The following is a 19,169-nucleotide window of genomic DNA, read 5'->3' on the forward strand; positions in this document are numbered from 1 at the left end:
CCCGGTGCTCACCGAACTGTTCACGCCCTCCGTCCAGCATGCGCTCGATCTCGTCGGGATCTTCGTCTTCGCGATCTCGGGCGCCCTGCTCGCCGTCCGCAAGAACTTCGACGTCTTCGGCATCGCGGTTCTCGCGGAGGTGACAGCGCTGGGCGGAGGGCTGTTCCGTGACGTGATGATCGGCGCGATCCCGCCCGCCGCCTTCACCGACCTCGGCTACTTCACCACCCCGCTGTTCGCCGCTGTCCTGGTCTTCTTCCTCCACCCGCACGTGGAGCGCATCCAGGTCGGCGTCAACGTGTTCGACGCGGCGGGGCTCGGCCTGTTCTGCGTGACCGGCACGATGAAGGCGTACGAGTACGGCCTCGGGCTCACCGCGTCGGCGGCGCTGGGCCTGGCCACCGCGGTGGGCGGCGGTGTGCTGCGCGATGTGCTGGCCAACGAGGTGCCCTCCCTGCTGCGCTGGGACCGCGACCTGTACGCGGTGCCCGCGATCGTCGGCGCGACCATGGTGGCCCTGTGCATCCGCTTCGACACCCTCAACGCCCTGACCAGCGGGATGGCGGTGATCGCCGCGTTCGTCCTGCGGCTGCTGGCGCTGCGCTTCCACTGGCGGGCGCCCCGCGCGTACAACCGCTCCTCCGCCCGCGCCGAGAAGGGCTCGGCGGCCACCTGAAATCTTCCGTGTGACGATCCGACCAACAAAAAGCTACCGCTCAGTAGTGAGGTCCATGTACCGTGCATGCCATGGCACAGGCAGCGACTGAGGCGGCGCAGACCGCACGGGCAACCATCGGCGACAGCGAGTTCGACCGGGACACCGCCGTCACCCTGCGCGAGGACGGGGTCTACGACGCCGAGCTCTCCGCGGGCTGGACCATCATCCACGCCGTCAACGGCGGCTATCTGCTGGCCCTGCTCGGGCGGGCCCTGGGCGAGGCGCTGCCCCACGCCGACCCGTTCTCCGTCTCGGCGCACTACCTCACCGCCTCCGTGCCCGGCCCGGCCGTGATCCGCACCCAGGTCGTCCGCACCGGCCGCACCCTCTCCACGGGCCAGGCCTCCCTCTTCCAGTACGCCGAGGACGGCAGCGAGATCGAGCGCATCCGGGTCCTGGCCACCTACGGCGACCTGGACGCGCTCCCCGACGACGTCCGCACGACGGCCCTGCCGCCGGCCATGCCCGACCGGGACCACTGCCTCGGCCCGAGCGACGGCGCGCCGAAGATTCCCGGCAGCTCCGCCATCACCGACCGCCTGGACATCAAGCTCGACCCGGCGACCGTCGGCTGGGCCGTCGGGGCCCCGTCCGGCAAGGGGGAGATGCGTGGCTGGTTCGGCCTGGCCGACGGCCGCGACCCGGATCCGCTGTCGCTGCTGCTGACCGTGGACGCCCTGCCGCCGACCTCGTTCGAGCTGGGCCTGGCCGGCTGGACCCCCACCGTCGAGCTGACTGCCCACATCCGCTGCCGCCCCGCCCCGGGCCCGCTGCGCGTCTCCATCACCACCCGCAACCTCGCGGGCGGCTTCCTGGAGGAGGACGCGGAGGTCTGGGACAGCGCCGACCGCCTCGTCGCCCAGTCCCGCCAGCTGGCCAAGGCCCCGCGCACGGCCTGAGGGAGCGCTTCACTCCCAGACCGCGGACTCCGGATCGACGCCGTGGGCCCCGGCGTTCGCGGCGATCACCTCGCACAGCCAGCCGCCGAGCCCCGGCGCGATCGCGTCGTAGTGCGCGACGTAGCCGGGGTCGGTGGCATACGTCCGGCCGATGCAGACCTGCAGGGCGTACGTGCAGTCGAAGTACGTCGAGATCTGCGCGCGGTGCCGCTCCGCGAGGGCGTCCGCGACCTTCGACCCGGGGGCGACGCCCGTACGGTACGCGGTGGCGAGGTCGGCGTTCAGGGCCTCGACGGACGCCGCCACGTCCTTCCAGTCCTCGCGGCTCATCCGGGCCGCCCGCTCCGCGTACTGCGCCCACTGCTCCGTGGCGCCCCAGCGCTCCTCGGCCTCCTCGGTCCGGGCGGGCTCCCAGTCGGCCCCGAAGATCTCCACCTGTTCCTCGGGCGTCAGCCGGATCCCCGGCTTCGACTCCAGCAGCATGCGGTCCACCGCGCCCACCATCCGCTCCAGCCGGGAGATCCGCTCCGCGAGCTGCCCCCGCTGCCGCCGCAGATGCTCGCGCGCGTCGACCTCCGGGTCGTCCAGGAGGCGCCCGATCGCGGCGAGCGGGATGCCGATCTCCCGGTAGACGAGGACCCGGTGGAGCCGGGCGACGTCATCGTCCCCGTACACCCGGTACCCCGCCCTCGTGCGGCCCCCCGGCCGCACCAGGCCGATCGCGTCCCAATGGTGCAGCGTCTTCACACTGACCCCGACGAGCCCGGCCGTCCGGCCGACGGTCAGGCCGTCGGCGGGCGGTTCCTCGGGGCCCCGGTCCTCGCTCCTCATCGGTCCAGTCTCCCGGAACTGAAGGCGGAGGCCCCGGCCGGGTCACGCGGTGGTCGGCACGCCCGCGTGTCCGAGAACCTCACGCGCGGGCACGGCGACGCTCGCGGCGGCGGTCAGCCCGGAGGCCGCTAGGTGGGCGTCGGCGAAGCGCAGCCCGGCCGCGTAGCCGGCGAAGTCCGGCAGGCCGACCGGCTCCTGCCCCAGCTGGAGGGCGGTGCGGTCGCCGAACACGTACGGGGACAGGTTCTGCATGCCCGCGACGTCGATCCCGGCCGCCACCTTCGCGCAGGCGTCGTCCAGCTCCGCGCCGGACAACGAGGTCGCCCAGGGGCCCATGGCGTCCTCACCCGCCAGCTCCCGTACGAAGGCCTCGGCCAGCCCCTCGGCCACGACCTGCTCGCCGACGGTGACCGTCATCGGGTCCCAGTCCACGTTGGCGTAGCGGACGTTGTGGTGCAGCTCGTGGGCGGCGGCGTGCTCGATCTTGGCGAGGCCGGTCGCGGTGGGCCACATCATCAGCAGGATCGCGCCCGGGATGCCGCCGAGGCCGAAGTAGCCCTGGTTGAGGCGCATCATCGGGTCGTCCGGGTCGCCGAGCACCAGAACCACGTGCACGGTGCCGGCGGTCAGCGCATCGGGCGCCGCCGAACCCAGCCGTTCCCGCGCGGCGGCCAGGGAGTCCTCGATCCGCTGCCACACCCGGGCCTCCCGCATCCGCTCCAGGGCCTCCCGGTGGCGGGAGTCGTCCCGGCCGAGCGGGAACCCGCTGCCCGCGCGGTGCCGCTCGACGAGGTCCCCGACCCCCACCCGGGACATCACCTCCTGCAACGGGGCGAGCATCTCCCGCAGGGCGTCGGGTCGTTGGGCCGCGGGGCGGCGCAGGAGGTCGAGGTGGGCGGAGGCGGTGTCATGGACGACGATCTTCATACCCAGGGACCGTAGGGCCTCCTGTTACGGGAGGGTCAAGGGCGGTCGGGGGCGGCCGAGTTACGGGAGGGTCAAGGGCGGTCGGGGGCGGTCGAGGCTGGTGCGGTCACCTCTCGTCCAGCCAGTGCTCGCGGCCGATCGAGACCAGCCGCAGCCGGCGCCGGGCCACCCGGACGACCTCCCGCTCACCCGCCGGACCCGCATCCAGCAGGGCCGACGCGGTGATCACCATGTGGTCCACATAGAGGCCGCCCAGCATCAGCAGGTCCTCCGTGCTCCACCCGGCCGACCCCGGCTCCTCGCGCAGCGCGAGCGCCACCTCCTGTGCGAACCCCAGCAGTTGGGCGGCGATGGCCACGCGCACCGGCCCCACGCCGCCGTGCTGCTCACGGGCGATGAACCGGAAGTGCGCGGGCTGCGCGCCGACATGACGGGCTATCACCTCCACGCTGCGGTCCAGCCGTTCCTCGCTGTCACCCGTCTCCGCGAGCACCGCGCCGATGAGCCCGTGCAGGCTGCCCAGCGTCTCCTCGACCAGCGCGACGCCGAGCGCGGCGGTGTCCTCGAAGTGCCGGTAGAAGGCCGTCGGGGTGACCCCGGCGGCCCGGGTGACCTCCCGCAGTCCCAGGCTGCTCAGGCTCTGGTGCTCCAGCAGGGCGAGGGCCGCGTCCAGGAGGGACTGGCGCGTCCTGAGCTTCTGGGCCTGGCGGGCTCCGGTGGGGGTGTGACTCATGCCATTCAGTAAACAACCGTTCGCCGGGTCGAGGAAGAGAGCTCGGGGTTTAGGCTGATGAGTCAGTGAACACTCGTACTCCGAATGCTTCCCCGGCAACTGCCGAACGGTCTTCGTCGTCGCAGAGAGAGGTTCCGCCGTGCTCGTCCTCGTCGCCGCGCTGCTTCTGCTGGGCATCGTCCTCGGGACGGTCGCCCATATCCCGCTGCCGCTCGCCCTGGCCGTCGCGACCGTGATCGGCTGCTGGCTGCTGATCTTCGCCGTACGCGAGCGCGCGTCGCGCCGCCCCCGCTGACCCGGCCGCCGTACCCAGAACCCGCACCAGAACCTGCACCTGCCCCCGCCCCCGCTGACCCGACCGCCGTACCCAGAACCCGAACCTGCCCCCGTCCCCGCCGAGCCTGCCGTGTCCCGGACCGATCCGAAGGAGCTCGCATCATGACCCTCACCGACTCCGCCCGCCGCGCGGCCGACGCCGATTCCGAGGCCGGTACCGGTACCGGTACCGGTGCCACGACCGATACCGGTGCCGATACCGGTACCGGTGCTACGACCGATACCGGTACCGGTGCTACGACCGATACCGGTGCCGAGGCCGGCCTCGTTTCCGCCCCCGCCCCCGCCCCCGCCCCCGCACCCGCCTCCGTCGCGGACGCGGACGACGCGGCCTCCCGGGCCATGGGCCGGGAGGCGGACGGGCTGGCCGTCGCGTCGTTCGTCCTCGGCCTCGTCGGGCTGCTGGTCTTCAACGTCCTGCTCGGGCCCACCGCGATCGTGATGGCCCTGCTGGCCCTGGCCCGCCGCACCCGCCGCCCAGGGCGCGCCCTGCTGGGCCTCTCCCTGGGCGTCGCCGACCTCGCCGTGCTCGCCGTCCTGGTCACCGTCGACGGCACGGTCTCCTGGAGTCTCGGCGGCTGACGCACCCCCCGCCACACAGCCCCACGATCCGCCCTCGCGAGCGTGCGCGGGGACCCGGTCGTGACGCGCCCGCCATGAGCCCCACCCCGGGCTCGTAGAATCGGCTCCACCATGGCTTACCTCGACCACGCTGCGACCACCCCGATGCTTCCCGAAGCGATCGAGGCGATGACCGCCCAGCTCTCCGCCACCGGCAACGCGTCCTCACTGCACGCCGCCGGACGCCGGGCCCGCCGTACCGTCGAGGAGGCCAGAGAGGCCCTCGCTGACGCCCTCGGCGCACGCCCCAGCGAGGTGGTCCTCACCTCCGGCGGCACGGAGGCCGACAACCTCGCGGTGAAGGGCCTCTACTGGTCCCGGCGCGACGCCGACCCCCGCCGCACCCGGGTCCTCGCCGGCCCCGTCGAACACCACGCCGTCCTGGACGCCGTCGACTGGCTCGCGGACCACGAGGGCGCGACCGTCGACTACCTCCCGGTCGACCGCCACGGCCGCGTCCACCCGGAAGACCTGCGCGAGGCGATCCTCCGCGACCCCGACGACGTCGCGATGATCACCGTGATGTGGGCCAACAACGAGATCGGCACCATCATGCCGGTCCGTGAACTGGCGGCGGTGGCGGCGGAATTCTCCATCCCCATGCACGCCGACGCGGTCCAGGCCTTCGGTCAGCTGGAGGTCGACTTCGCCCGCTCCGGACTGGCCGCGATGACGGTCAGCGGGCACAAGATCGGCGGTCCGTTCGGCATCGGCGCGCTGCTGCTGGGCCGCGATCACACCCCCGTACCCGTTCTGCACGGCGGCGGCCAGGAGCGGCACGTGCGCTCCGGCACCCTGGACGTGCCCGCCGTCGCCTCCTTCGCGGTCGCCGGACGGCTGGCGGCCGAGCGGCGCGAGCAGTTCGCCCGGCGCGTGGGCTCCCTGCGCGACGACCTCGTGGCCGCCGTGCGCCGGGCCGTGCCGGACGCCGTGCTCGGCGGCGACCCGGATCAGGCCGGACGCCTCCCGGCCAACGCCCACTTCAGCTTCCCGGGCTGCGAGGGCGACTCCCTCCTCCTGCTGCTGGACGCCCAGGGCATCGCATGCTCCACCGGCTCCGCCTGCACCGCCGGGATCGCCCAGCCCAGCCACGTACTCCTGGCCACCGGGACCGATCCGGACCTGGCCCGGGGCACCCTGCGCTTCTCGCTCGGTCACACCTCGACCGAGGACGACGTGAAGGCGCTGGCCGAGGCGATCGGCCCGGCGGTGGAGCGGGCGAGGACGGCCGGGCTCAGCTGACGGCGGGGGGCCGCTCGCTGGGGAAGCGGCCGCTACGCCTTCGCCGACGGCGTGGGGGAAGGGCTGGGCGGCGCCGTCGCGGCCCGGCGCACCAGCTCCAGGTAGCGGTCCCAGTCCCAGTGCGGGCCCGGGTCCGTGTGGTCGGTGCCCGGCACCTCCACGTGCCCGATGATGTGCTCCCGGTCGACGGGTATGTCGTGCCGCGCGCAGATCGACGCCGTGAGCCGCGCCGAGGACTCGTACATCGCCTTCGTGAGGTCCTTCGGCCGGTCCACGAACCCCTCGTGCTCGATGCCGACGCCGCGCTCGTTGTACGCGCGGTTGCCCGCCTGGTACGCCACGTCGAGCTCGCGGATCATCTGCACCACCCGCCCGTCCTGCCCCACGATGTAGTGCGTCGCGGCCTGGTGGGCAGGGTCCTGGAACACCCTCACCGCACTGGCGAAGCTGCCCTGGGTGACATGGATGATCACGCGGTCGATCGTGAAGTCGTCCGGCCGGTCCGCCCGCCGCCAGTTCGCCTCCGACGCGGCCACCCAGGTCGCCCCCGCGTAGTCCAGCTCGCCCGGCTTCCGGGGCTTCTCGACCCCGGGCACCTGCCACCACAGGCGCTTGACCTGGTCGCGCGCGAGCACGGCGGCGGTACCGGCGGCCGCCACCGCGCCGCCGCCGATCAGCAGCGCGCGCCGGCTGACGCCGTCCGCGGGCTTCTTCCGCGAAGACGAGCCCGAAGACTTTCCCGAAGGCTTTCGCGCACCCCGGGTGCTTCCGTTGTTCCCCATGTGATCGTCAACGCATATCCGCGAGCGTTCGGTTCCCGACGACCCGTACCCTGGAGGAGCTATGACTCAGACTTCCCAGCGCCCCCTGCGTGTCCTTGCCGCGATGTCGGGCGGCGTGGACTCCGCCGTCGCCGCGGCCCGCGCCGTCGAGGCGGGCCACGACGTGACCGGTGTCCACCTCGCCCTGTCCGCGAATCCCCAGTCCTTCCGGACCGGGGCGCGCGGGTGTTGCACCATCGAGGACTCCCGGGACGCCCGCCGCGCGGCCGACGTCATCGGTATCCCGTTCTACGTCTGGGACCTGGCGGAACGCTTCCGCGAGGACGTCGTCGAGGACTTCGTCGCGGAGTACGAGGCCGGACGCACCCCCAACCCCTGCCTGCGCTGCAACGAGAAGATCAAGTTCGCCGCGCTGCTCGACAAGGCCCTCGCCCTCGGCTTCGACGCGGTGTGCACCGGCCACTACGCCACCGTCGTACTCACCGAGGACGGCAGCCGCGAGCTGCACCGCGCCTCCGACATGGCCAAGGACCAGAGCTATGTGCTCGGCGTCCTGGACGAGAAGCAGCTCGCCCACGCCATGTTCCCGCTCGGCGACACCCTCACCACCAAGGACGAGATCCGCGCCGAGGCCGAGCGCCGGGGCCTGGCGGTCGCCAAGAAGCCCGACAGCCACGACATCTGCTTCATCGCCGACGGCGACACCCAGGGCTTCCTGGCGAACCGCCTCGGCGGCCCGGCCGAGGGCGACATCCTCGACGAGTCCGGTACGAAGCTGGGCACCCACGAGGGCGCTTTCGGCTTCACCATCGGTCAGCGCAAGGGCCTGAAGATCGGCCACCCGGCCCCCGACGGCAAGCCGCGCTACGTCCTCGACATCTCCCCGGTGAACAACACCGTCACCGTCGGCCCCGTCGAGGCCCTCGACGTGACCGCGCTGACCGCCATCAAGCCCCGCTGGTGCGGAACGCCCCCGTCCGGCCCCGGCACGTACACCGCCCAGCTCCGCGCCCACGGCGGCGAGACCGAGGTCACGGCCGAGCTGGTGGACGGCTCCGAGCTGAACGTCACCTTCACCGAGCCGGTCCGGGGCGTGGCCCCCGGCCAGGCGGTCGTCCTGTACGACGGCACGCGCGTGGTCGGCTCGGCCACCATCGCCACGACGTCCCGTCGCGAGCGGGCGGCGACGGGCGGCTGAGGCGGGGGCCCGTCCGGACCCCGCCGGGGACGGCCACGGTCAGCGGCTCGCGACGCGCGACGTGCGTGACCGCCTCACCGGCTCGCGACGCGCGACGTGCGTGCCCGCCCACCGGCTCACGACGCCCGACGTGTGTCGTGACCGCCCCACGCCTCACGACGCCTGCCGGTACGCGTACACGTCCTTCGCGAAGAACTCCGCCAGCACCGGCGCGAGCACCTGGGGCGCCACCTCGCGCATCTGGCCGGTCAGCGTGCGGTGCCGGCCGCGCGGCAGCGCCTCGGCCAGGGTCCGGGTCGCCGCACGCGCCGGGGGGCTGCTGAAGCCGCCGCAGATCACCAGCGTCCGGGCCGCGACGGCCGCGAACCGCTCGACCGGGACCGCGCCGTCGCCCAGCAGGGCGTCGTCGTACGCCAGGGTGTGCGCCATCGCCTCCAGCTCCGCCCAGAGCGGGGTGCGCCGCATCCGGGCGGCCGTCTCCTCCGCGACACCCGTCATCGACAGGAACAGCTCCACCGCCCCGCCCCGGTCCCCGGCCGCCAGCAGCCGGTGCAGCCGGGCCGTGCAGCGGGCCTTGAACAGCAGCCCCGACGCGCCGGGCGTATAAGGCGGCTCGTACACGGCGAGCAGCTCCACCGGCAGCCCGGCGGCGACCGCCTCCAGGGCCAGCGCCCCGCCCGACGACATGCCGAAGACCGACGCGCCGGGTCCGGCCGCCGCGACCACGGCGGCCAGATCCTCGACCTCCCGCGCCACGGTGCAGTGCCCGGCGTCACCGCTGGCGCCCCGGCCCCGGCGGTCGTAGGTGAGCACCGTGAAGCGTGGCGCGAGCAGGGCGGCCAGCGGCGCGTCGGTGGCCGAGGCGCTCAGCGCCCCGCCGACGAGCACCAGTGGCGGGCCGTCACCCTGGCGTCGGTAGGCGATCGGCGTGCCGTCGGCGGAGAGAATCCTGTCCATGGGAGAGGAGACCGGGGCGGTCCGGAAAACTCATCGTTCCGGCGGAGAAATTCTCACGGAGCCCGTAGCGAGGGTCAGTCGGCCACCGTCTCCGTGGCGTAGAAGCAGAAGTGGTCCTTGATCGCGGCGACTTCGGGCTTCGGGTCCGGGTAGGCCCAGACGAGGTCGTCGGCACCGGGTCGGGACCAGTAGGAGGCGTCCCCCTTGAACGGGCAGTGGGTGGAGGTGTCCGACGGGGAGAGCAGGTCGGTGCGGACGTCCTCGGGCGGCAGGTAGTAGCGGACCGGGCAGCCGGTCTCACGGAGCACGAGCGGGCGGCGGCTCTCGGCCAGCAGCTGTCCGTCGTGCACCACCCGGACGTGCTCGGTGCCCGGCTCGACGGTGATGCGGTGTCCTCGCGTGGCAGTCATGCCTGCTTCAGCGACGTACGAGGCCGTGTTCTTCCCCGTACGCCGAACCTTCCCGCGACGGGTGGCCTAGGAAGTGTCCGAGGCGGGTCGTACGGTTGGCCCATGAACATCTGCGTCTTCCTCTCCGCCGCCGACCTCGACGACCGCTACACCGTGCCCGCCCGGGAGTTCGCCGAGCTGCTCGGCAGGGGCGGGCACACCCTCGTCTGGGGCGGATCGGAGAGCGGGCTGATGAAGGTCGTCGCGGACGGCGTGCAGGCGGCGGGCGGACGGCTCGTGGGGGTCTCGGTCGACTTCCTCGCCGCGAAGGCCCGCACGAACGCCGACGAGATGGTGATCGCCCGCGACCTCGCCGAGCGCAAGGCGCTTCTCCTGGCGAAGGCCGACGCGGTCGTGATCATGGTCGGTGGGACCGGGACACTCGACGAGGCCACCGAGATCCTGGAGCTGAAGAAGCACGGCAAGCACACCAAGCCGGTCGTCCTGCTGAACACCGCGGGCTTCTACGACGGGCTGCGCCAGCAGTTCCAGCGCATGGAGGACGAGGGCTTCCTGCCCGTCCCCCTGACCGACCTGGTCTTCTTCGCCAAGGACGGCGTCGGCGCGCTCGCCTACCTGGAGGAGTCCGCCGGTCACCAGTGAGGAGCACCGGCGAGGCGTCCACCGGTCACCGGTAGGGAGCAGCGGTCCTAGGATCGCCCCATGTCTACCCACCTCATCACCGGCGCCGGTTCCGGCATCGGGGCCGCTGTCGCCCGCCGCCTCCAGGAGCGCGGCGACGACGTCGTCCTGCTCGCCCGCGACGCCGGCCGCGCCAAGGAGTTCGCCGACCGCTACCCGGGCGCGCGCACCCTCGTCGGCGACCTCGGCAACCCCGACCGGCTGTCCTGGGCGTTCGGCCAGCAGCCCATGCCCGAGCGGATCGACACCCTGCTGCACATCGCGGGCGTCGTCGAGCTCGGCGAAGTCGGCGAGCTCACCCCCAAGGCCTGGCACTTCCAGCTCAACGCCAACCTGATCGCCCCCGCCGAGATCACCCGCCTCCTGCTCCCGCAGCTCCGCGTCTCCCAGGGCCAGGTCCTGTTCGTGAACTCCGGGGCAGGGCTCGCCGCCCACGCCGGGTGGAGCGCGTACGCCGCGAGCAAGCACGGCCTCAAGGCGCTCGCCGACTCCCTGCGCCACGAGGAGCACGGCAACGGGGTGCGCGTCACCACCGTCTACCCGGGCCGCACCGCCAGCCCCATGCAGGCCAAGGTGCACCAGCAGGAGGGCAAGGAGTACGACGCGGCCCGCTGGATCGACCCCGAGTCGGTGGCCACCACGATCCTGATGGCGATCGACCTGCCGCGCGACGCCGAGGTCAACGACCTCACCGTCCGTCCCGGCCGCTGACGTTCCGGGGAGCCGCCGACGTCCCGGGGAGCAGGTTCCCCGCCCCGGACCGTAGGCTTCCCGCGTGAGCGAGAAGAGCAAGTTCAGCGGGTGTCCGGCTACCGGCATCGGGTCGATGCCCGGGGGAGACGCGAGGGAGGCGGCGAAGACCGTCACCGGTTCCTTCGCCGACGGCCAGGGCATGCCGTACCTGGCGGAACTGCCCGCACGCGGGCCGGGCGCCGACATGATCGGCCGGACCATCGGCATGCTCGTCGAGATGTACGGACACGTCGAGCCGAGCGGCTGGCGGATCAGCGACCGGCCCGGCCGCGACACCCGCCGCGCCCGCTCCTGGCTGGGGGAGGACCTGGACGCCCTGGAGGAGTTCACCCAGGGGTACGAGGGCCTGCTCAAGGTCCAGGCCGTCGGCCCCTGGACCCTGGCCGGAGCACTGGAGCTGCGCGGCGGCGAAGCCATGCTGGCCGACCCCGGCGCCTGCCGCGACCTGGCAGGGTCCCTGGCCGAAGGACTCCGCGCCCACCTCGCGGAGGTCCGCCGCCGCATGCCCGGGGCGCAGGTCGTCCTCCAGCTGGACGAGCCCTCCCTGACCGCCGTCCTGCTGGGCCGGGTCCGCTCCGCCAGCGGCTATCGCACCTACCGGGCCGTGGACCGCCAGGTCGTCGAGGGGACCCTGCGCGACGTCCTCGCCGCGGCGGGCGAGGACGGCACGACGCTCGTCCACTCCTGCGCCCCCGAGGTGCCGTTCGCCCTGCTGCGCCGGGCCGGAACCGACGGCATCTCGTTCGACTTCTCCTTGCTCACCGAGCGTGAGGAGGAGGCGATCGGGGAAGCCGTCGAGGGCGGCACCCAGCTCTTCCTCGGCGTGGTGCCCTCCACCGACGCGGCCTCGGAGGGATTGTCGGACCCGGGCGGTAGCGTCATGGGAGTCAGGACGTTGTGGAGCAGGCTGGGGCTGAATCCGGGGACTCTCGCCGAGTCCGTCACGATCACCCCGTCGTGCGGTCTCGCGGGTGCGTCGCCCGCGCACGCCCGCACCGCGCTCGCCCACAGCGCCCGGGCGGCGAGGTCGCTCGCGGACAACCCTGAGTGACGGGGACGACGGGTACACAGGAGGACGGGACGATGGCGGGCGAAGAGCGGGTGGAGCAGGAGAGCTCGGTTCCGGCGGACGTGCGGGAGAAGCACGCGCTGCTGGCCGAGCAGATCGAGGAGCACCGCTTCCGCTACTACGTGAAGGACCAGCCGGTCGTCAGCGACGGCGAGTTCGACCGGCAGCTGCGCTCCCTGGAGGCCCTGGAGGAGGAGCACCCGTCGCTGCGTACCCCGGACTCCCCGACCCAGAAGGTCGCCGGGCCCTACCGCACGGAGTTCACCTCCGTCGAGCACCGCGAGCGGATGCTCTCCCTGGACAACGCCTTCGACGACGAGGAGCTGGCCGCCTGGGCGGACCGGGTCGCCAAGGACGTCGGCACCCCCGACCACCACTTCCTGTGCGAGCTCAAGGTCGACGGCCTCGCTGTCAACCTCACCTACGAGCAGGGCCGCCTGACCCGGGCGGCGACCCGCGGCGACGGCCGCACCGGCGAGGACATCACCCCCAACGTCCGGACGATCGCCGAGATCCCGCACCGCCTCAAGGGCGAGAACATCCCCGCGCTCGTGGAGATCCGCGGCGAGGTCTTCTTCCCCATGGAGGACTTCGAGGAGCTGAACGCCCGGCTGGTCGCCGCCGACGACAAGCCCTTCGCCAACCCGCGCAACGCGGCGGCCGGATCGCTGCGCCAGAAGGACCCCAAGGTCACCGCCGCCCGCCCGCTGCACATGGTGGTGCACGGAATCGGCGCCCACGAGGGTCTGAGCATCGACCGCCTCTCCGCGGCCTATGAGCTGCTCCACGCCTGGGGCCTGCCCACCGCCCAGCACAACAAGGTCGTCGACTCCCTCGCCGGCGTACGGGAGTTCATCGCGTACTACGGCGAGCACCGGCACTCCGTCGAGCACGAGATCGACGGCGTCGTCGTCAAGCTCGACGAGATCCCGCTCCAGGGACGCCTCGGCTCCACCTCGCGCGCCCCGCGCTGGGCCATCGCCTGGAAGTACGCCCCCGAAGAGGTCAACACCAAGCTGGTCAACATCCGCGTCGGCGTCGGACGCACCGGCCGCGTCACCCCGTACGCCCAGGTCGAACCGGTCGAAGTAGCCGGTTCCGAGGTCGAGTTCGCCACCCTGCACAACCAGAACGTGGTGAAGGCCAAGGGCGTCCTCATCGGCGACACCGTCGTCATCCGCAAGGCGGGCGAGGTCATCCCCGAGATCCTCGGCCCCGTCGTCGACCTGCGCGACGGCACCGAGAAGGCCTTCGAGATGCCGACCCACTGCCCCGAGTGCGGGACCGAGCTGCGGCCGATGAAGGAGGCCGACATCGACCTCCGCTGCCCCAACGCCCGCGCCTGTCCCGCCCAGTTGCGTGAACGCGTCTTCTACCTCGCCGGACGCAAGAGCCTGGACATCGACCACTTCGGCTATGTGGCCGCCGCCGCCCTGACCCGGCCCCTGGAGCCCGCCGAGCCCGTCCTGCGCGACGAGAGCGATCTGTTCTCCCTCACCGTCGACCAGCTGCTGCCGATCCGGGCGTACGTCCTGGACCAGGACAGCGGGCTGCCCAAGCGCGACTCGAAGACCGGCGAGGAGAAGATCGCCACGGTCTTCGCCAACCAGCAGGGCGAGCCGAAGAAGAACGCGGTGGCCATGCTGGAAGGCATCGCCGCCGCAAAGGAAGCTCCGCTCGCCCGGATCCTCACCGGGCTCTCCATCCGGCACGTGGGGCCGGTCGCCGCCCAGGAGCTGGCCCGTCAGTTCCGTTCCATCGACCGGATCGACGAGGCGAGCGAGGAGGAGCTGGCCGCCGCCGACGGCGTCGGGCCGACCATCGCGGCCTCGGTCAAGCAGTGGTTCGCCGAGGACTGGCACCGCGAGATCGTGCGCAAGTGGCGCGAGGCCGGAGTGCGCATGGCGGACGAGGACTCCGGGACGGACGAGGGCCCCCGCCCCCTCGAAGGACTCACCGTCGTCGTCACCGGCACCCTCGCGGGCCACACCCGCGACGGTGCCAAGGAGGCGCTTCAGGCGCTGGGCGCGAAGGTCGCCGGATCGGTGTCGAAGAAGACCGCGTTCGTGGTCGTCGGCGACAACCCCGGCTCCAAGTACGACAAGGCGATGCAGCTGAAGGTGCCCGTGCTGGACGAGGACGGATTCGCGATCCTGCTCGAACAGGGGCCCGAACGTGCGAAGGAGGCGGCCCTGCCCGCCCCGGAAGCCGCGCCCGGCACCGACCCGGAGGACAGCGGGGAGTGACCACCCGCCGGACCCTCGTTCGCCCACTGTTCTCCGGATCGAGACGCCTTCGAGACGCTGCCCCGGCGTGGCGCGGCCCGTACGGGGAAGGAAACGGGGCAGAGGGGTGAAGAAGGGGCCGCCGTTCCCCGAATGGCCCTGCCGCGCCACCCGTTCGGGTCAATAGCAGATGGTGACGGGTGGTCGGTTCGCATTCGGGCAAGAGCTGTAGAGCGCTGCCCCTGGAAGCCTTTCGCGGCCTACTGTTGAGAGGTGCGCCCGCCGTGCACGGCCGCTCGACCGGGCCGTGGTGCCACGGGAGCGGGCGCCCCGAGGGACATCGGCACCGCCGGCTGTGAGAGGGACGGAATGAAACCGACCGAGAGCGCCGCCCCGGTGTCGCGGCTGCAAGGTTTCGTCGGCCTCACGCCCCCCGTGGGCGCCGTCGTCGTGGGGATCGCCGCGGTGCTGCTGGCGGTCGGGTCCTACCGGACCGTCCAGCAGGGGCACGCGCTCTTCCCGGACGGTGCGGTGGGCTGGTCCCTCGCCGTGCTCACCGGGATCATCGTCGGCCATCTGGTGGCGCTCGGCCGCGACCGGTGGTGGGGCGGCACCGGCTCGGGGGCCGCCCTCACCCTCGCCGTGCTGCTGCTGTTCGGCTGGCTCCCGGCCGTGCTGGTCAGCCTCGCCGTCGTGGTGCTCGTCGGGACCGCCCGCAGACACCGCTGGTGGCAGGGGCTCCTGCACGGCGGGGTGGACATGCTGGGCATCGGCGCCGCGGCCCTCGTGCTGGCCGCCTTCGGCGAGGTCCCCACCGTCGAGGAACCCTGGCGGCCACTCGACTGGGGCATCGCGGCCGTCCCGGAACTGCTCCTGACGGCATCGACGTATCTGCTCGTCACCCGGGTACTGCTGTGGTACGCCCAGGCCCCGCACAACGGCGGGCTGCCCACCATCGCCCGTACCGCGATGCTGCGGCAGGGACTCGTCGCCGTCGCGCTCCTCGGGCTCGCCCCGCTGATCTGCGCCGTCGCGATGTCCATGCCCGTCCTGCTGCCGCTCTTCGCGGTGCCGCTGATCGCCCTCGACTCCACCCTCTGGATAGCCCGCGCCCGCGCCGAGGAGCAGTTGCGCGACCCGCTGACCGGGCTGCCCAACCGTCAGTGGCTGCTGGAGCGGACCTGGTCGGCGCTGGAGGACGCGGAGTCCATCGGCACCCGCTCCGCCCTGGTCCTCATCGATCTGGACCGCTTCCGCGCGGTCAACGACACCCTGGGCCACCTGGCAGGCGACCGGCTCCTGCTCCAGATAGCGGAGCGCCTGCGGCTCGCTCTGCCGCGCGGCGCGGAGGCCGCCCGGCTCGGCGGCGACGAGTTCGCCGTCCTGCTGCCGCACACCGACTCGACCACCAGCGCCCAGCAGGTCGCCCGCCACCTGGTCGCCGAGCTGTCCTCCCCGCTCGACCTCGACGGACTGACCCTCGTCCTGGAGGCCAGCGCCGGGGTCGCCGTCTACCCCGACCACGCCCTGGACGCCGAAGGCCTGCTGCGGCGGGCGGACGTCGCGATGTACCAGGCCAAGCGGGACCGCACGGGCGTGGAGGTCTACGAGTCCAAGCGGGACAGCAACACCCCCGACCGGCTCGGGCTCCTCGGCGACCTGCGCCGGGCGCTGGACGCGAGCGAGGTCGAGCTGCACTACCAGCCCAAGGTCCGCTTCGACGGGCAGGTCGCCGGCCTGGAGGCGCTGGTGCGCTGGGTGCACCCGGAGCGCGGCCGGGTCCCCCCGGACGAGTTCATCGCGATCGCCGAGTCCTCCGGTCTGATGCCGCACCTCACGGAGTACGTCCTGGAGACGGCGCTCGCCCAGGTCGCCCGCTGGCGGTCCCAGGGCCTGTTCGTGCCCGTCGCGGTCAACGTCTCCCCGCGCGACGTCCACACCCCCGGCTTCGCTGGGGGCGTCGCGGCCCGGCTCGCCCGTCACGGTGTGCCCGCGGGAGCGCTCCAACTGGAGATCACCGAGCATGTGCTGCTGGAGGACCCGCAGCGCGCCGCCGACACCCTGGCCGGGCTCACCGCGCACGGCGTGAAGATGTCCCTCGACGACTTCGGCACCGGCTACTCCTCCCTGGTCCACCTGCGCAGACTGCCGGTCAGCGAGCTGAAGATCGACCGGTCCTTCGTGGCCCGGCTGGCGGTCGACCACGAGGACGCGGAGATCGTCCGCTGCACCATCGACCTGGCCCACTCACTCGGCCTGGTCGTCGTCGCCGAGGGCGTCGAGGACGACGAGACGTGGGAGCGGTTGCGGGACCTCAGGTGCGACGCGGTGCAGGGCTGGCTGGTGGCGGCCGCGATGCCGCCGCAGGAGACGACGGCCTGGCTGCGGGCGCGCGGCGAGCACGGCTGGCGCAGGCCCGCCGAGCTGAAGGCCCAGGCGGCGGCCGCCACCGCCACCGGGTCGGCCTCCGGCTCGATGAACGCGTCGCTGAACGGGGCGGTGAACGGCGCGGTGAACGGCGCGGTGAACGGCGTGATGAAGGGCGCGGTGAACGGGACGGCGGAGACCGAGAGCTCCTGAGGGACTCTCCTCCGGGGCAGGCCGGGCCGCCGGAGTGGCGTGGCCCGATCGGGGCGGGGTATCCGGCCTCGGGGGACCCCATAGGATTGGGGGCCGGTGGCATACCGGCCCCCAGCCAAACCACACACCAACCCCTGAGGATCGCTGCATGCCTGGCATCACGCGCGAGGAGGTCGCCCACCTCGCCCGGCTGGCGCGTCTGGAGCTGAAGGGCGAAGAGCTCGATCACTTCGCCGGTCAGCTCGACGACATCATCGGCGCGGTCGCCCGCGTCTCCGAGGTCGCCGACCAAGACGTACCGCCGACCTCCCACCCGCTGCCGCTGACCAACGTCATGCGCGCGGACGAGGTCCGTCCGTCGCTCACCCCCGCGCAGGCGCTCTCCGGCGCCCCGGCCCAGGAGCAGCAGCGTTTCAAGGTGCCGCAGATCCTGGGGGAGGACTAATCGCCATGACGGACATCAGTAGCATCATCAAGCTCACCGCTGCCGAGATCGCCGGGAAGATCGCCTCCGGCGAGCTGACCGCCGTCGAGGTCACCGAGGCCCACCTGGCCCGGATCGACGCGGTCGACGAGAAGGTCCACGCCTTCCTGCACATCGACCGCGAGGGCGCCCTCGCCCAGGCCCGTGCCGTGGACGCGAAGCGGGAGGCGGGCGAGAAGCTCGGCCCGCTCGCCGGCGTCCCGCTCGCGCTGAAGGACATCTTCACCACCAAGGACATGCCGACCACCGTCGGTTCCAAGATCCTTGAGGGCTGGGTCCCGCCGTACGACGCCACGCTCACGCAGAAGCTGCGCGCCGCCGACGTCGTCATCCTCGGCAAGACCAACATGGACGAGTTCGCCATGGGGTCCTCCACCGAGAACAGCGCCTACGGCCCCACCGGCAACCCCTGGGACCTCACCCGCATCCCCGGCGGCTCCGGCGGCGGCTCCTCCGCCGCCCTCGCCTCCTACGAGGCCCCGCTCGCCATCGGCACGGACACCGGCGGCTCGATCCGCCAGCCCGCCGCCGTCACCGGCACGGTCGGCGTCAAGCCCACCTACGGCGGCGTCTCCCGCTACGGCATGGTCGCCTTCTCGTCCTCCCTCGACCAGGGCGGGCCCTGCGCCCGTACGGTCCTGGACGCGGCGCTGCTCCACGAGGCCATCGCCGGGCACGACCCGCTGGACTCGACGTCCATCGACGCCCCGGTCCCGCCGGTCGTCGAGGCCGCCCGCAACGGCTCCGTACAGGGCATGCGCGTCGGCGTCGTCAAGCAGTTCCGCGGCGAGGGCTACCAGGCCGGTGTCCTCCAGCGGTTCGACGAGTCGGTCGAGCTGCTGAAGTCGCTGGGCGCGGACGTCGTCGAGCTGGACTGCCCGTCCTTCGACCTGGCGCTCTCCGCGTACTACCTGATCGCCCCGTCCGAGTGCTCCTCCAACCTGGCCCGCTTCGACGCCATGCGCTACGGCCTGCGGGTCGGCGACGACGGCACGAGGTCGGCCGAGGACGTCACCGCGCTCACCCGTGAGGCCGGCTTCGGCGACGAGGTCAAGCGCCGCATCATCCTGGGGACGTACGCGCTCAGCTCCGGCTACTACGACGCGTACTACGGCTCGGCCCAGAAGGTCCGCACCCTCATCACCCAGGACTTCGAGAAGGCCTTCGAACAGGTCGACGTGATCGTCTCCCCGACGACGCCGACCACCGCCTTCCCGATCGGCGAGCGCGCCGACGACCCGATGGCCATGTACCTCGCGGACCTGTGCACCATCCCCACCAACCTGGCCGGCAACTCCGCCATGTCGCTGCCCTGCGGCCTGGCCCCGGAGGACGGTCTGCCGGTCGGACTGCAGATCATCGCCCCCGCCATGAAGGACGACCGGCTCTACAAGGTCGGAGCCGCCGTCGAGGCCGCCTTCGTGGAAAGGTGGGGACACCCGCTGCTTGAGGAGGCTCCGTCGCTATGAGTGCCATGGCAAAGAAGGCCAGTAACTTCAAGAAGTCCAAGACCGGGCTGTACGTCTCGCTCGGCAGTACCGCGTTCGGCGCGATCAGCATCGCCAAGCAGGCGAAGCTCGCCCGCCAGGACAACGACGTGCTGCGGCTCGTCGACGCTGCCGTCTCCGCGGCCGCCATCGTCACCGGACTCGCGATCCTCTATCGCGAACTGAAGCGTCTCGGCGACGACGACGTTCTGCTGGGCTGAGAGGGATAAGTTTCA

The 19,169-nt window shown here is 72.5% G+C and carries 20 protein-coding genes; 14 read left to right on the forward strand and 6 right to left on the reverse strand.

Going from position 1 to position 19,169, the window contains the following annotated elements; all coding sequences use genetic code 11:
• Nucleotides 1-4: 4 nt before the first annotated feature.
• Both ACH4KB_RS02820 and ACH4KB_RS02825 read left to right on the forward strand, forming a co-directional pair.
• The gene (locus ACH4KB_RS02820) at nucleotides 5-676 is read left to right on the forward strand and encodes a trimeric intracellular cation channel family protein (protein ID WP_398062915.1); all 672 of its coding nucleotides are present in this window, start codon (nucleotides 5-7) and stop codon (nucleotides 674-676) included.
• Between the two features lie 71 nt (nucleotides 677-747).
• Nucleotides 748-1,617, forward strand: a complete 870-nt coding sequence (locus tag ACH4KB_RS02825; protein ID WP_179894395.1) for a thioesterase family protein — start codon at nucleotides 748-750, stop codon at nucleotides 1,615-1,617.
• 9 nt (nucleotides 1,618-1,626) lie between these two features.
• On the opposite strand, the gene ACH4KB_RS02830 is transcribed toward ACH4KB_RS02825, so the two are convergent.
• The 3 genes from ACH4KB_RS02830 to ACH4KB_RS02840 all read right to left on the reverse strand — a co-directional run bounded on the left by ACH4KB_RS02830 (nucleotide 1,627) and on the right by ACH4KB_RS02840 (nucleotide 4,108).
• Complete coding sequence (locus ACH4KB_RS02830) at nucleotides 1,627-2,448, reverse strand: MerR family transcriptional regulator (RefSeq protein ID WP_398062917.1); 822 nt, start codon at nucleotides 2,446-2,448, stop codon at nucleotides 1,627-1,629.
• A 42-nt stretch (nucleotides 2,449-2,490) separates the two neighbouring features.
• The gene (locus tag ACH4KB_RS02835; protein WP_398062919.1) at nucleotides 2,491-3,375 is read right to left on the reverse strand and encodes a DUF2268 domain-containing protein; all 885 of its coding nucleotides are present in this window, start codon (nucleotides 3,373-3,375) and stop codon (nucleotides 2,491-2,493) included.
• Between the two features lie 106 nt (nucleotides 3,376-3,481).
• The gene (locus ACH4KB_RS02840; RefSeq protein WP_398062921.1) at nucleotides 3,482-4,108 is read right to left on the reverse strand and encodes a TetR family transcriptional regulator; all 627 of its coding nucleotides are present in this window, start codon (nucleotides 4,106-4,108) and stop codon (nucleotides 3,482-3,484) included.
• Nucleotides 4,109-4,247: 139 nt separating this feature from the next.
• On the opposite strand from ACH4KB_RS02840, the gene ACH4KB_RS02845 reads away from it, so the two are divergent.
• The 3 genes from ACH4KB_RS02845 (at nucleotide 4,248) to ACH4KB_RS02855 (ending at nucleotide 6,307) form a co-directional block, all read left to right on the forward strand.
• Nucleotides 4,248-4,403: a hypothetical protein gene (locus ACH4KB_RS02845; protein WP_398062923.1), complete on the forward strand. Its 156-nt coding sequence runs from the start codon at nucleotides 4,248-4,250 to the stop codon at nucleotides 4,401-4,403.
• A 143-nt stretch (nucleotides 4,404-4,546) separates the two neighbouring features.
• Nucleotides 4,547-5,026, forward strand: a complete 480-nt coding sequence (locus tag ACH4KB_RS02850; RefSeq protein WP_398062925.1) for a hypothetical protein — start codon at nucleotides 4,547-4,549, stop codon at nucleotides 5,024-5,026.
• 111 nt (nucleotides 5,027-5,137) lie between these two features.
• Nucleotides 5,138-6,307 (forward strand): cysteine desulfurase family protein, encoded by a 1,170-nt coding sequence (locus ACH4KB_RS02855; protein ID WP_398062927.1) that lies wholly within the window; start codon nucleotides 5,138-5,140, stop codon nucleotides 6,305-6,307.
• A 32-nt stretch (nucleotides 6,308-6,339) separates the two neighbouring features.
• Here the strand turns inward: ACH4KB_RS02855 and ACH4KB_RS02860 are convergent, their stop codons facing one another.
• On the reverse strand, nucleotides 6,340-7,089 hold the full coding sequence (locus ACH4KB_RS02860; RefSeq protein ID WP_398062929.1) for an N-acetylmuramoyl-L-alanine amidase: 750 nt from the start codon (nucleotides 7,087-7,089) through the stop codon (nucleotides 6,340-6,342).
• 61 nt (nucleotides 7,090-7,150) lie between these two features.
• On the opposite strand from ACH4KB_RS02860, the gene mnmA reads away from it, so the two are divergent.
• Nucleotides 7,151-8,287 carry a tRNA 2-thiouridine(34) synthase MnmA gene (gene mnmA / locus ACH4KB_RS02865; protein ID WP_398062931.1) on the forward strand — a complete coding sequence of 379 codons (1,137 nt, stop codon included), beginning with the start codon at nucleotides 7,151-7,153 and terminating at the stop codon, nucleotides 8,285-8,287.
• 153 nt (nucleotides 8,288-8,440) lie between these two features.
• Here the strand turns inward: mnmA and ACH4KB_RS02870 are convergent, their stop codons facing one another.
• Together ACH4KB_RS02870 and ACH4KB_RS02875 are read right to left on the reverse strand one after the other, a co-directional pair.
• Nucleotides 8,441-9,244: an alpha/beta fold hydrolase gene (locus tag ACH4KB_RS02870; protein ID WP_398062933.1), complete on the reverse strand. Its 804-nt coding sequence runs from the start codon at nucleotides 9,242-9,244 to the stop codon at nucleotides 8,441-8,443.
• A 74-nt stretch (nucleotides 9,245-9,318) separates the two neighbouring features.
• A complete protein-coding gene (locus ACH4KB_RS02875) occupies nucleotides 9,319-9,654 on the reverse strand; it encodes a DUF427 domain-containing protein (RefSeq protein ID WP_398062935.1) in 336 nt (111 codons plus the stop codon).
• Between the two features lie 102 nt (nucleotides 9,655-9,756).
• On the opposite strand from ACH4KB_RS02875, the gene ACH4KB_RS02880 reads away from it, so the two are divergent.
• From ACH4KB_RS02880 to ACH4KB_RS02915, 8 genes are all read left to right on the forward strand, one after another.
• The gene (locus ACH4KB_RS02880) at nucleotides 9,757-10,296 is read left to right on the forward strand and encodes a TIGR00730 family Rossman fold protein (protein WP_361870613.1); all 540 of its coding nucleotides are present in this window, start codon (nucleotides 9,757-9,759) and stop codon (nucleotides 10,294-10,296) included.
• Nucleotides 10,297-10,356: 60 nt separating this feature from the next.
• Nucleotides 10,357-11,046 carry an SDR family oxidoreductase gene (locus ACH4KB_RS02885; RefSeq protein WP_398062937.1) on the forward strand — a complete coding sequence of 230 codons (690 nt, stop codon included), beginning with the start codon at nucleotides 10,357-10,359 and terminating at the stop codon, nucleotides 11,044-11,046.
• Nucleotides 11,047-11,110: 64 nt separating this feature from the next.
• Nucleotides 11,111-12,139 carry a methionine synthase gene (locus tag ACH4KB_RS02890; RefSeq protein ID WP_398062939.1) on the forward strand — a complete coding sequence of 343 codons (1,029 nt, stop codon included), beginning with the start codon at nucleotides 11,111-11,113 and terminating at the stop codon, nucleotides 12,137-12,139.
• 32 nt (nucleotides 12,140-12,171) lie between these two features.
• Nucleotides 12,172-14,403, forward strand: a complete 2,232-nt coding sequence (gene ligA / locus ACH4KB_RS02895; protein ID WP_398062941.1) for an NAD-dependent DNA ligase LigA — start codon at nucleotides 12,172-12,174, stop codon at nucleotides 14,401-14,403.
• 348 nt (nucleotides 14,404-14,751) lie between these two features.
• Nucleotides 14,752-16,962, forward strand: a complete 2,211-nt coding sequence (locus tag ACH4KB_RS02900) for a putative bifunctional diguanylate cyclase/phosphodiesterase (protein WP_398062943.1) — start codon at nucleotides 14,752-14,754, stop codon at nucleotides 16,960-16,962.
• Between the two features lie 148 nt (nucleotides 16,963-17,110).
• Nucleotides 17,111-17,407: an Asp-tRNA(Asn)/Glu-tRNA(Gln) amidotransferase subunit GatC gene (gene gatC / locus ACH4KB_RS02905; protein WP_003966094.1), complete on the forward strand. Its 297-nt coding sequence runs from the start codon at nucleotides 17,111-17,113 to the stop codon at nucleotides 17,405-17,407.
• Between the two features lie 5 nt (nucleotides 17,408-17,412).
• Entirely contained in the window at nucleotides 17,413-18,915 is a 1,503-nt protein-coding gene (gene gatA, locus ACH4KB_RS02910; protein ID WP_398062945.1) for an Asp-tRNA(Asn)/Glu-tRNA(Gln) amidotransferase subunit GatA, read from the forward strand.
• Nucleotides 18,912-19,154, forward strand: a complete 243-nt coding sequence (locus ACH4KB_RS02915) for a membrane protein (RefSeq protein WP_003966092.1) — start codon at nucleotides 18,912-18,914, stop codon at nucleotides 19,152-19,154. Before gatA ends, ACH4KB_RS02915 begins: the two co-directional genes overlap by 4 nt.
• The last annotated feature ends 15 nt before the right edge of the window (nucleotides 19,155-19,169 follow it).

Source organism: Streptomyces sp. NPDC017520 (assembly GCF_044329855.1).
GTDB lineage: Bacteria > Actinomycetota > Actinomycetes > Streptomycetales > Streptomycetaceae > Streptomyces.